Below are 13,000 nucleotides of genomic sequence, written 5' to 3'. Positions count from 1 at the left end.
AAACTTCCTTTAATCCATTTGTCTTCTTAAGAAGGCAGGAACTTCTAGATATTCTTCATTAGCAAAGTCATCACCACTTACTTTCTTTTTAGCATTCACCAACGAAGTTTGTTGATTGATTTTTTGACTTAAATCCTTGGGATTTACCAATTTTAAAGTTGAGCTATCATCATTGTTTGTAGTCTGTGCTTGAGAAGTTTCCTTTTCAAAGCCTGTTGCCACAATGGTAATTCTTACTTTATCTCTTTCCACCGCTGCATCTGTAGTTGTTCCAAAAATAACTTCTGCTTCTGGATCAGTGCTATCATAAACCACATCCATTGCATTAGAAATTTCTGTCATTGGATAGTCTGGATTAAGATAGAAAAGCACCAAAACGCCTTTTGCACCACTAATAGACATATTATCAAACAAAGGAGATTCAATGGCAATTTTTACTGCTTCTTTAGCAGCATCTGCACCGCTTGCTTCTCCAATACCCATTAAGGCAAGTCCTTTGTGATTCATCACGGTTCTTACATCAGCAAAATCCACATTAATATCCCCTGCACTATGTGATAAAATCACCCCACTCACACCATTAACTGCTCTTACAAGAACATCATCAACAATTCTAAAACTATCTTTTAAACCAAGATTCTTGTCAATAATAGACAGAAGTTTGTCATTTGGAATCACCACAATAGAATCACTCTCTGCTCTTAACTTCCGATAACCCTCTTCTGCTAATTCAGATCGTTTGCGCCCCTCCCATCTAAAAGGTTTAGTCACAATAGAAACAGTTAAAGCTCCCACCTCTTTTGCGGCTTTTGCAATTACAGGTGCCGCTCCTGTCCCTGTTCCTCCACCAAGTCCAGCAGAGATAAAGACAATATCCGTGCCCTCTAAAAATTTTTTTAACTCTTCATAACTCTCTAAAGCTGCATCTTCACCAACTTGTGGCTTCATGCCTGCTCCTAAACCTTTAGTGAGTTTTGCACCTAGCTGAATTCTTACAGGCGCTAAAGAAGTGCTAATTGCTTGAGCATCAGTATTTGCTACAGCAAGTTCAATCCCATCATAAGTACCTGTTGCAATAAGGTGCCCAATCATATTGCTTCCACCTCCGCCAACACCTATTACTTTGATATTTGCATTAAAATCGTGTTTTACTTCTTGAACATCAACCATCTTTATCTACTCCTTCCCAAAATTAAAACATTTGTGTTAGTTTTTGCCAAATTTGCACAAAAATATTGTTATTTTTTGTAGTGATTTTTCTAATCTCTGTGATTCCTGAAAGATCTTGCTTAATGTCCGCAGCACTCTTAGGAATACTATTAACAGGACTGCTAGGCGTATGTGCTTTATCCCTTAGAGGATTCATCAAATTAATACCATCGTGAAAATGCCCTGCACCCTCTTCTAGCTTTTCATTGCAATAACGGATTCTTTTCTCTGAATCAATTTCATAGTTTGTATATTTTCCCGAGGCATATAAAATAAGTCCAATGGCTGTAGAACACTCCGGACCCCTTAAATCCGTAAAAAGTCCATCTATCTCAACTGGCTTGGCAATCCTTGTTGGCATTCCAAACAAAGCTGATGCAAGCTCTCTTAAGCCCTCTAACTGCACCATACCACCTGTTAAGACAACCCCACTTCCAAGCTGATCTTTAAGATTGCTTTTTTCTAATGATTTTTCAAGAATCATTAGCGTTTCTTCCACTCGCGCATAAACCACATTATACACAGTTGATAGAGAAACTTGATGTTTTGAGTTGTCATCTCCACCAATGCTTGGTATTTCAATTAAATTTCCCGATTCTTCTTCCGCCCTCAACAATCCGCCATACTCTATCTTAACGCGTTCTGCAATACTTTGTGGTGTGTGCAATGCCATTGCCAAATCATTAGTAATATGATTAGAACCTACCCCCAAAAAGTCATTGTAGCGTAATGAATTTCCAACATGTATCATCATTTCACAAGTGCTTCCACCCATATCAATACATGCTACACCAAGATTTTTCTCATCCTCGCTTAAAACAGCAATAGAAGAAGCATAAGAAGCAAGCACAATATTTTGTATCTCAATTCCTGCTGCCTTAATAGCTTTTTTAAGATTTCCTAGACTAGATTTTTGTGCGGTAATGATTCGCACAGAAACTTCCAATCGGCTTCCTGTCATTCCCATAGGATCATCAATAAAATCTTGATCATCAAGCTTAAAATTATAAGGCAGGATATGAATCACTTCATATTCATTAGGAATCGTTGCATTATAGAGAGCCGTTTGAATAGCGCGATTAATCTCTTTAATTCCAATTTCGTTATTAGGTATATTCACAACTCCAGAATTATCTGTGCTTTTGGTATAAGCACCTGAAATTGAAACAATTGCTTTGTTATTAGTTGTTCCTGCAACTCGCTTTGCATCATTGACGGCCTCTTTAATCGCTCGGCTCGCTTGTTCAATATTAGTAATTGTCCCTTTTTTTAAGCCTTGCGATTTATGAAATCCAGTCCCTATAATATGCGGAATCCCTTCCCTACAATTTGCAATTACAGCACAAATCTTAGTAGAACCTATGTCGATTCCTAGTATGACCTGCTCCAATTCGCTTCCTTTATAATTCGTCTCCATTATTTTCCTTAGATTTTTCTAACTATTTTATAAGTTTTTGATAAATAATCCAAGAATTCTTTTTCGACCATTCTTGCTTTAATTTGTACCCCATTTTGTATTAGAAAGTCTAAATTTTGGCTAATTATAGCAGAATTTTTCACCCTTTGATCAAAGATTTTATATAAAATTGCTTTATTTCCTAGCAAAATATAGCCTTTTTCTTCCTTTCTATTCATAAGCTCTTGAATGAATTCCTGCGATTCTTCTTTGGTTAAACCTTTTAAAGCTTTTGTTTCTCCATAACCAACATAACCCACATCAACACCCTTAAAAGACTCTAGACTTTGAGTAGCTTTCTCTTCTAAAAGGCGCACTTTTTCAGCATTAACAAAATCCTCTCTAGCATTAGCTTGTGCTGCTTCATAAGGCTTGGGTTTGCTAGGTATAATTTTAGTTATCTTAGCAGTAATATAGCCACTTTTCTTATCCTTAGTGATTTTAATAGGTTTTAGCGTTTCTTGATCTTTAGCTTGACTTAAAAGATTGATAAACTCCGCACCATAATCTCCATTTCCTTCATAAATAATCAAATTTTCTGCCTTAGGATTTTCATTTTTTCGCAAAGCAATATATTCTTTTAGAGCTTCTTTTTGGGCTTGAGCATCTTTATATTTCTCACTCACTTGCTCTCTAGCTTTCTCATAAGGGATTATTTGCCCCTCAGAATCCAAAAATTGATTCTTAAAATCTTCATAATAACTTTTTAAATTACTCTCTTGAATCTTAACTGAATCCAAAGGAATAAACACACTAGAAATCTCATATCCTCGCTCTGTTTGGTAAATATCTTTATTTTCTTCCCAGTATCGTTTAATCTCTTCATTGTTTGGATTAACATTAATAGTTTTTTTATCAATCACTTGAATATGCACCAAATCTTCCATAGAATACACTGCACCTAATGTCTCTATCTCAAGGGGTGTAAGTGGTATATCTAAAAGTGCATCAAGTTTTTTTAGGATTAAGTTTTCTTTAATGCTCTGTTCAAAATCCTTTGGTTTAAGCTGATTTTCCTGTAAGATTTTCTTATAAACTTGTTCATCAAATTGCCCATTATTTTGAAATGCTTCTGTGGAAGTGATTTCTTGTATAATCTCTTCTTTACTTACTCTTAGTCCCAAATCATAGGCATAATTCAACATTAAAGCTTTAACGATTAGATTATTTAGGGCTTGTTCTTCAATCCCCATTTTTTTGGCTTGTTCTTCATCTAGTGTGCCACCTACTAGCTGATTATAAATACCATAAAGTCTAGAATATTCGCGTTGCATTTCATTGATAGAAACTTTACTCTCCCCTACAACTGCTACGGCATTGCTTGTAGAAGAAAAATCATAACTCCCCCAACCCACAAAACCAGCACCAACAAAAGCAATCGTGCTTACCCAAATAGTTATCACCAGATACTTTTTGTGTTTTTGCATAAAACTAATCATTTAAAAAACCTTAAAATACTTTGTCTTAGTATGCGATTCTAGCGCATAAAACCTTTAAAAATAATGTAAAAACTTATTCTTTAAATAAAGAAGAAAGAATATCCAAATTACTTTTTTCAGGCTCTTTTGTTTGCCCATCAGCCAAAGCGCCATGATCAATTTCTTTTAATTCAATCTCATAGCCCGTCAGCATAGAAGCCAAACGCACATTAATTCCATTTTTACCAATAGCCTTTGGTTTTTGCTCGCTAGAAATACTTACAACAGCCTTTTTATCCTCCACTACAACGCTCACAATCAAAGCAGGTGAGAGCGCTCTTGCGATATAAATTTCAGGTTGGTTTGAAAATTCAATACAATCAATGCTTTCATTTTTTAGCTCTTTGGAGACTGCATTGATACGCACACCTTTGACACCAACAGTCGCCCCAACAGGATCAACTTTCATTGAATCAGTTTTTAAAGCAACTTTTGCTCTCTCTCCAGGGATTCTCGCACAAGCCACAATTTCCACTTCACCATCTTTGATTTCTGGAACTTCTAGCCTTAAAAGCTCTTCAAGCATTTTGGGCGTGGTGCGACTAAGTTCAATGCTAATACCATTTTGCTTATCAATCCCCACATATTTCAAAACCGCACCTATAACTTGACCAACTCTAAACTCCTCACCTTTAATCCGATTCTTTTTAGGCAAAACAGCCCGAATCTCATCAATCTCCACAAAAGTATTTCCAAGATCATCAATTCTAACCACATTTCCACTGACAATTTTGCCAATTTGCGCTTTGTATTTGTCAAATAATTGTGTCTCAACTAATCTTTGGATTCTAAATTCTAGCTCCCTAAATAGCGTATTAACAGCACTGCGATTCATATTTTCCAAACTCAACTCATAACGCAATTCATCGCCCACCTTAATCTCACCATCATGCTTCCTAGCTTCTGAGAGTGGAATGTAATGTTCTTTGTCTTCTTTTGTTTCATCATCATCGCCACAAACACTAATAACTTGGTATAAATGCAAAGTTTTATTTTTTTTATTAATTTCTGCATCATAGAGAATCTTTGAATCTAAAGTCTGCTGTGCGACTTTTATAACCGATTCTTTGACAACCTCCATAACACTTTCAATAGGGAGTCCTTTTTCATAGGAAATTCCCTCAATAATATCTAGTATTTTTTCCAAAACCTTATCCTTAAAAATGTCCTGAAAGAATTTCAAAAGCTTAAATTTTATTTGCAATAATAAATTAAAATTCCTTTATAGGTGCTTTACTAAAAATAAATTTTAAAAAACTTCTTTTTTGAATGCCCAAAAATAACTTTTGGAATCATTTTTGCTTGAATTGCTTACAAAAAAATTGTAAGGATTTTGTGAGTGATAATCAATCAAGGTTTAGGGAATCTAGGAAATTTAGGAGGAATTATTAATGAGGCTAATCGCTTACTTAGCGATTCTAACACCATAGGTGCTACTCAAAAAATACAATCTAGAGAAAGCGATTTTCAAAACAACAATGAGGAATTATCACAAAAAGAGCGTGTTACTTACGGAATGATAAGCTTAGAGTTAATGAGTGATGAGCAATATTTAGCCTTTGAGAGAGTAACTGCGGGAATGTCCCCTAATGAAAAAATCTCTGTAGCACAAATCCTAACAAGAGCGGGGAATCTAAGTGCAAGTGTAGAGCGAGTGGAACAAAGAGAAAAGACTCTACAAAACTCCCAAGAATCAAATCAAATTCAATGGTTTTTAGGAATTACACAAGAGGGATGGGGGGAAATCGCACAAGAATTCCAAAACAATCTCAATCATCTCGATGGAATCTACACAAAAAGTTACAATAAGAATCTCTCCTCCAACTACAATGATATTATGCAAAAAAATCAAGATGCCAAAACCCAAAGAATCTTGCGAGAATTTTCTCACGCCATTCATCTAGGGAATCTTCAAATTGATACAATGAGTTAGTATTACTGATACAAAATTTACACCACAAACTTCAAAAAATATCCCCCACCCCCAAACCTTAAATAACCAAAACCACCATTATAAAAAATCTAAAAATACTCTTGTTAAATTTAAAAATTAATTTTTTTTTAAAATTAAAAGAGTATAATTGCATCTCTTTTTTATTTGGTATGCCAAGGTAGCTCAGCTGGTTTAGAGCGCTGGTCTCATAAGCCGGAGGTCGGGGGTTCGAGTCCCCCCTTTGGTACCAAATGCGCTCATAGCTCAGCTGGATAGAGCAACGGCCTTCTAAGCCGTAGGTCAGAGGTTCGAATCCTCTTGGGCGTACCACTACTTAATTTCAACAAATAAAATTCCATAATCAGAGCTTATGAAATAAATTAATAGTTAGCAAGGTATTGCGAATTTTATTAATTATTTAGTCATTATTCATTTTATCGTATTACTTTTATGTCATGCATCAAAAATAATTAAAATACCTATATATCAATCAATAAATTTTTCGTGTTATTTGGATATTTAACCTTAAAGTGTGGGAGTTTGAGAGTCTGACTAATAAATTGCATCCTAACTTGTAGAGAGCCACTATATTTGGATTCTCTCTTATTTTTCCAAATATTCCAATATTCATTTGAGCTTTAAAGCCTTAAATAAAGCCCAATAAGGCTTTATTTAAGGCTTTATTTTCTTATATTTTAAAATTTAACCCCTATTTCAAGCTTGGTGTTAAAGTCTGTATTATCTTTAATATCACTTGAAAGCATCAATCTTGTAAAGAAAAATTGATTATAAGTAAAATCAGCTCCTCCTTGCAAGTATAGAGAATCTTGATTGCTTAGTTTGCTTTTAGCATAGAATTTATTTGAACTTGCGCCTTTGAAACTAGCATTATTTTTTAAATAATCCAAGAAATAATGATTCCAACCACCCAAGAAAGAAAAATTCATAATGGCTTTATTGCTGATAATTTTTTCATAATTTACATCAAACCCTATAAAGGAATTTAAAGCATTGAAGTTTTTAGAATCAATATTTAAAGCTGTAGAACTTTGATTTTCTTCATCAATAGTTAAGCGATGCAAAAAACTATGTTCTATATATACCAAAGGTCCATAGCTTATTCCTTGATAATTGAAACTTTTACCTACGCCTAACATTTCGCTAGTAAGATAAGAATTAAACTTAGAATCATAACTTGAATTAAAAGCTCCGATATTTACATTTCTGTTAAGCTTAGTGTGTTCATAACCCACTCTAAAACTTCCCAAAAGATAAAAATCCTCTAAATCATATTTAGAAAAAACACCTGCATAAACCCCTGTGGTTTTTGTATTAGCCAAAGTATCATCTATATCTATATCATTATTATTTAACACTACATTAAACCCTAAAATAGATTGATCAAATTCTTTTATAGCTTTAATTTTTACTCCACTTCCATAGCCCTTATAAGCATTAAAATCCCCATTAGCCCTTGAGCTTTGATAGCTTCCAAATGGGCTTACCAAGCTTTGCCATTCATTGGAGTATTCCCTTCTTATATCACCTAAAATTTCTTTATTAAGTTCTTCTTGGAAATCTAGAGAAATTTTGGCGCTATCTAAATAAACATTAGCGTTCAGATTATTTAAACCTTGGGAAATAATTTGCGCATCTCTAGCAAAGTCTAGTTCTTCAAAAAGCAAAGCAATATCTTCATCTTTTCCATTTTGCGCTAAAGAATTCAAAGCATAGCCTAAAGAAATATCGCCTGAATTTTTAGCATAAGGAGTGTAGTTTCGGATTACTGCTAATTCTTTCTAAATTAGCATTACCTCCCACATATACTTGGCTTTGCCCCTTAGCATTAATACCTGCGGTTAGAGCGGCATTTTGATTTTGTGTAAAATCATTTTTAAAATATACAACACAGAAGGATTAACATTATCTTTGCTTAACAAAGCGAAATGGGCTTTATTTGTTAAATCATAAACAAAGGCACTACCCTGTAGATTAACATTCTCATTAACATTCATTTTAAAGCTATCATAGCCTAAAATATTGGCTTTAATATTCCAAGCATTATCTAAGGCATTGAAAGTAGCTCTTGATAAGTTAGTGGAACCAAAATTAAGATTTGTATAATACTTACCTTTATTGTCGTTTGATAACTTATCATTATTAGGATTCCAATTAGAAATAATATCCCCTTCTACTTTAGCTCCTTGACTTATATTAATGTTTTCTACATAAGCATTATCAGCTATATAAATGGAAGCTAAAGAGCCTATGGTAGAGCTATTAGAGCTAAGATTTAAGCTTTTAACTAAGGCTCCATCTAGATTGTAACGCGCAAGATCGTCTTGATTACTACCAGATATTTGATGCATATAAGAACCACGATATTCTTGAACATTGTCCAAAATGTTACCCCCAAAATCTATATTGATAGCCATACCCTCTTTACCTGTGGCTTTTAATTCCCCATTATGATTAATAATATGGTTTTTACCATAGGCAACTAACAAAGCATTAGAATAATCGCCCAAAGCATGAACCTTAGTGCCGCTGGCTATAGTCAATGCATTATTAGCTCCATCTATGCGAATACCACTTGCAGCTATACCATTAGATAGGATATCATGGCTTTGAGTGGCTGTATTATTTTTACCATAAATATGCAAACCCACTCCATATTCTGTTGGATTATATTCCCCTACAAGCCATTTGCCATCTTGTCTAGCATAATAACCATGATCGCTTTGCCAATTTAGATTGCTTTCATAAATAGAATCTCCATAGTAAAGCTTTCTATCAAATTCATAGCCTAGGTCTTGAAGCAAGGCTAATTCTGCTTCCATATAAAAAAGGTAATTGCGCCAATTTTGATGACTCATCAAAGAATTATCAAGTTCGATATGACTCATATCTAAATCATCCGCCTCCCATCCATTAATGGGTATGCCATTTACTTTATCATAACCTAGCATAACATCTTTAATAACTTCTGCGACATTTTCTCCTTTAAAATAAGCATGACCCGAAGCATTGCTAAGGCTATCATTATTAACAGAGTTTCCATCAGCCAAGAAAACTATCTCTTTTTTGCCAGCTTCCTCTACCTCTTCTTAGGTTTGAACTATTCGCATCTCTTCTTGAGCCTTTACTCCATTAATATCATAGGCTTTTTTATTTAATTATTCAAAATATCTTTTAAAAAACTCTTGACTTATTTTTTTGCTAAAATAGCACCGAATTTTTAGTTAAAATGAGAAAACAATGAATTGTTTTTATCACGAAAATATAGGTGCTGTGGCGACTTGCGTTGATTGCGGGGTAGGACTTTGTAAAGACTGCGTTCAAAACGCACTTTATACAAGAGATAATAAAGCTATTTGTCTAAACTGCTCTAAAAAAGAAGCAAGCGCGCAAGCAAGCAACGCAAAAGGCGAGGTCAGGTGGCTTAGCATACAGCTTGTTTATTTGGCTGTTTTCTTTGTGGTGGGGCTTTATGTATATTACACGGCAGAAAATAGGGACACAGCAGGGCTAGCTATGATAGGCACTTGGTGTGTGGCAAATATACTAAAAATCTTTGTAGGTACTTTTACTAGCTTGGCTGGAGAGACGCATGATGCCCTTATGCTACACACAAATGCTGGTGGCTGGTGGCTTATAAAAATCATCAAGCTTGCGGTTCTTGGTATTTTTTGGGGTCTTTTCTTGCCTATTCAGATTGTCTGGGTGGCATTTAAACTAATCAAAGCCAAAAAACAAGCTAGCGTCCTTCATCAAAATCAAGATATGGCAAATAGCATTAAGATATAATTTTCTAAAATCACCAGCTTTTAGGGAATTCTAGAATTCTTATAAGTGACTACTAAAACTATTTAAAGAATCTTGAAAAAAGGTTTCTGAAGTCTCTTCATCATAAGTCAAGGATAACACACCCAAGGCATGGAAAAGCTCGTGAGTAAAAGTTGAGAAAGTTTCAAATTGATCTCCATTTTTAGGTAGAGTAGTAGGATGTGAAGCTATATACCAGTCAAGTGTTCCCATATTGATATGTCCTATATATTCTACATCATCCTTAGAGAATCTACCATCTAATAGCTCTTGTCTGATAGCATCTATGCTTTCTCCTTGCAACACTCTATTAAATATTAGGATTAGGAAAGAAATCATAAGAAGATGCATTAGCATTAGCAATATTATCAGTGCTTACACTTATAGGAATAGGCTCGGAGTTAATTGCATGAGAACCTATAATATTAGCCCAAAATTGAGTTGCACGAATGATCTCATTTTTTGGACTTCGCTTAAAGTATAAGGAGAGGTTTGGGTTTCCCCAAAAAAGGTTACACTTTCTCCTTTATTGTAAAAATCAAGTTTGAAAATAGGTTTATCTCCATTATAAATAATGTTAGTATCATAAGCACTGGCTAAATTTGCACTTATAATTAAAGCTGGAAGCATTAGATAAAAATGCATATTTACTCCTGAGCAATATTTTTATTTACATAATTGTAAAAATACATTAATAAAAAAAATTATAAAACTTACATTTAAATTCATCTCTCCAAAAAAATAATATGTCCCATTAATTAAAGTATTTGTAAAAAAATTTACACATAAATCTTTGTATTGAGTATTTTTAGCACAAAAGCCAAGCGAGATTCTAAAATCATTCTTACTGCTTTCTTTTTACACAATCTTAAGTCAATCAAGAAAACTTTGTAGTATAATTCCGCTTTACCTCATTATAAAGACTACCCAAATGGAAATTTTTACAACAACAAAAGAATTACGCGATTTTATTCGCTATTATAAACAACAAAATCCACATCATACTCTTGGGCTAGTTCCCACAATGGGCGCTTTGCACAACGGGCATTTATCATTAATAGAAGCTAGTCAAGAATCTTGTGATTGCACCCTTGTTTCTATCTTTGTTAATCCAACGCAATTTGGTGCTAATGAAGATTTTGATAAATATCCGCGCAAAAAAGAAGCTGATTTAAGTATTTGCCAAAAAGCCAAAGTAGATATTGTTTTTATGCCTGAGATTGAGGAAATCTACCCTTTAGATAAAAATTTTCAAACCACCTTTAATGCACCAAGTGCAATGGCAAACACACTAGAGGGAAAAACACGCCCTAATCACTTCAATGGTGTCTTACAAGTCGTGCATAAGCTTTTTAATCTCACACAAGCTAATAAAGCCTTTTTTGGCAAAAAAGATGCCCAACAACTGCTCATTATCCAAAAAATGGTAGAAGATTTATTTTTGCCTATAGAAATTATACCCTGTCCAATTATCCGCACTCAAGAAGGATTAGCACTTAGCTCCCGCAACGCTTATTTAAGTGAAGAAGGCAAGAAAAAGGCTCTAAAAATCTCTCAATCTTTAAATATGGTAACAAAAATGATTATGCTTGGAGAGATAGAATCAACAAAAATCAAACAAGCCGCTTTAGAAATCTTGCAAGACTTAGAAGTGGAATATTTTGTCATTGTTGATAAAAATCTTCAAGAAATTCCAAGAATCCAAAAAGATTCTACATTAATTCTAGTAGTAGCAAAAGTAGAAGGTGTGCGATTATTAGACAATTTATGGCTATAGGTTCCCCAAAGTTTAGATTAACTAAATTTTAAGCAAAGTCGCTATAACATATCTCTTTCATAAAGCTTTCCGTGTGAAAGGCAACAAGTCTTCTATAATCTTGGTGTAACTTAATTGATTTTAGGTTATCTAATGCAACAAAAATCGTGTGTTTTTATGGGCAACATCCAGACAGGACAGCTCTTTTTTATGCGGCTTGAAAATGCTTTTTTGCTTTCTCAAAATGGCGATATCATAGAAGTAATCAGTCAATATGACAATTTAGAAAATGACTTAATTGCTTGGTGTCGCTTCAAAGGAGAATTGTTTTTAAAAAAGATTCCTCTCCATAACAAGAATGATTCAAGCTTTGCTTATATCATGCAAAAAGAATCTCCAACTAAATTTGCGACATTTGATCCTAATTCTTTGCTTTCTCCACCTCATCAAGGACTCGCTCCAAAAGGAGTATCCATAGAATTAGCAAGCCCACAATATCATTTTCCATTAAATAATAAAAATGAAATTTATGCGGGCAATATGGAGCAACTTTATGAAGAAGCAAAAAAAGCACAATGGAATGCCACAACTGATATTAATTGGAGTGAAATTCCAGCATTTGAACCAAAATTAGAATTTGCAATCGCGCAAATCATGACTTATTTAACTGAAAATGAGTTCTCAGCACTCTATATCCCCAGCCGCTTTTTAGCGCAAATTTCTCCTTTTTTCACGGCTGTGCCTTTGGTGCTTTCAAGCATTATAGGCGATGAAGGAAGACATATTGAATCTTTTATTAAAAGAGCAAATGCCACAGGACTTGGAGTGCAATATTCAACTCTAACGACACAGCAAAGTCTCTATAGCCTATGGGAAGAAAAAGACTATTTTAAATCAAGCTTTTTACTCCACATTATGGGAGAAGGGACTTTTATCGATCTTTTAAAATTCCTTGGAAATTGCTTTGAAAGCTTAGGGGATTTACAAAGTGCCAAACTCTTAAATCTAGCTAGACGAGATGAAATTAGACATGTTGCTTATGGAATGAATCACATTAGAAGTGCTATTGCTCAAAATCCTGCCAAAATAGAGATTCTCAAAGAAGCAGTCTTTAGAAGAAAAAATTATCTTGATAATCAAAGTGATGAATCCTCTTTATTGCTTGAATCATTAGCCATACTCTATGCTAAAGAAGAGAAAAAAATTTCGCACGGATTTGAAGCAGTAGTCAATCTAAAACAAAAAATGGAAAAAAACCGAACCAAAAGATTAATGGAATGTGGGATTGATGAAGAATTAGCAAGAGAACTTAGTCGCTCTCACACACCAAATTTTATGTAATT

10 protein-coding genes, 2 tRNA genes and 1 pseudogene are annotated in these 13,000 nt (G+C 34.1%); 6 read left to right on the top strand and 7 right to left on the bottom strand.

Annotated features, from left to right (window positions below):
- Positions 1-9: 9 nt before the first annotated feature.
- The 4 genes from ftsZ to nusA all read right to left on the bottom strand — a co-directional run bounded on the left by ftsZ (position 10) and on the right by nusA (position 5,290).
- Entirely contained in the window at positions 10-1,170 is a 1,161-nt protein-coding gene (gene ftsZ, locus CCY98_RS07030) for a cell division protein FtsZ (RefSeq protein WP_112057853.1), read from the bottom strand.
- A 22-nt stretch (positions 1,171-1,192) separates the two neighbouring features.
- On the bottom strand, positions 1,193-2,599 hold the full coding sequence (gene ftsA, locus CCY98_RS07025) for a cell division protein FtsA (RefSeq protein WP_181566567.1): 1,407 nt from the start codon (positions 2,597-2,599) through the stop codon (positions 1,193-1,195).
- Between the two features lie 35 nt (positions 2,600-2,634).
- Positions 2,635-4,104 (bottom strand): peptidylprolyl isomerase, encoded by a 1,470-nt coding sequence (locus tag CCY98_RS07020; protein WP_112057851.1) that lies wholly within the window; start codon positions 4,102-4,104, stop codon positions 2,635-2,637.
- 73 nt (positions 4,105-4,177) lie between these two features.
- Positions 4,178-5,290 carry a transcription termination factor NusA gene (nusA, locus tag CCY98_RS07015; protein WP_112057850.1) on the bottom strand — a complete coding sequence of 371 codons (1,113 nt, stop codon included), beginning with the start codon at positions 5,288-5,290 and terminating at the stop codon, positions 4,178-4,180.
- A 192-nt stretch (positions 5,291-5,482) separates the two neighbouring features.
- Between nusA and CCY98_RS07010 the strand changes: the two genes are divergently transcribed.
- From CCY98_RS07010 to CCY98_RS07000, 3 genes are all read left to right on the top strand, one after another.
- Positions 5,483-6,076: a hypothetical protein gene (locus tag CCY98_RS07010; RefSeq protein ID WP_112057849.1), complete on the top strand. Its 594-nt coding sequence runs from the start codon at positions 5,483-5,485 to the stop codon at positions 6,074-6,076.
- Positions 6,077-6,248: 172 nt separating this feature from the next.
- A tRNA-Met gene (locus CCY98_RS07005) sits at positions 6,249-6,326 on the top strand.
- 3 nt (positions 6,327-6,329) lie between these two features.
- Positions 6,330-6,406, top strand: a tRNA-Arg gene (locus CCY98_RS07000).
- Between the two features lie 365 nt (positions 6,407-6,771).
- On the opposite strand, the pseudogene CCY98_RS08485 reads toward CCY98_RS07000, so the two are convergent.
- Positions 6,772-9,231 (bottom strand): annotated as a pseudogene (locus CCY98_RS08485) (autotransporter outer membrane beta-barrel domain-containing protein).
- A 103-nt stretch (positions 9,232-9,334) separates the two neighbouring features.
- Between CCY98_RS08485 and CCY98_RS06985 the strand changes: the two are divergent.
- Positions 9,335-9,883 carry a hypothetical protein gene (locus tag CCY98_RS06985; RefSeq protein WP_112057848.1) on the top strand — a complete coding sequence of 183 codons (549 nt, stop codon included), beginning with the start codon at positions 9,335-9,337 and terminating at the stop codon, positions 9,881-9,883.
- Between the two features lie 39 nt (positions 9,884-9,922).
- Here CCY98_RS06985 and CCY98_RS06980 read toward each other — a convergent pair whose 3' ends face one another.
- Both CCY98_RS06980 and CCY98_RS06975 read right to left on the bottom strand, forming a co-directional pair.
- Positions 9,923-10,240 (bottom strand): hypothetical protein, encoded by a 318-nt coding sequence (locus CCY98_RS06980; RefSeq protein ID WP_112057847.1) that lies wholly within the window; start codon positions 10,238-10,240, stop codon positions 9,923-9,925.
- A gap of 78 nt (positions 10,241-10,318) precedes the next feature.
- Positions 10,319-10,546 carry a hypothetical protein gene (locus CCY98_RS06975; protein WP_112057846.1) on the bottom strand — a complete coding sequence of 76 codons (228 nt, stop codon included), beginning with the start codon at positions 10,544-10,546 and terminating at the stop codon, positions 10,319-10,321.
- A 286-nt stretch (positions 10,547-10,832) separates the two neighbouring features.
- On the opposite strand from CCY98_RS06975, the gene panC reads away from it, so the two are divergent.
- A complete protein-coding gene (panC, locus tag CCY98_RS06970) occupies positions 10,833-11,678 on the top strand; it encodes a pantoate--beta-alanine ligase (protein ID WP_112057845.1) in 846 nt (281 codons plus the stop codon).
- 132 nt (positions 11,679-11,810) lie between these two features.
- Complete coding sequence (locus CCY98_RS06965) at positions 11,811-12,998, top strand: DUF455 family protein (RefSeq protein WP_112057844.1); 1,188 nt, start codon at positions 11,811-11,813, stop codon at positions 12,996-12,998.
- Positions 12,999-13,000: the final 2 nt, after the last annotated feature.

Origin of the sequence: Helicobacter sp. 11-8110 (assembly GCF_003288905.1) — a bacterium.
In the GTDB taxonomy this organism is placed as follows: domain Bacteria; phylum Campylobacterota; class Campylobacteria; order Campylobacterales; family Helicobacteraceae; genus Helicobacter_D; species Helicobacter_D colisuis.
Note: the sequence above shows the minus strand (reverse complement) of the source record. Positions and strands in the feature narration are given on the sequence as shown.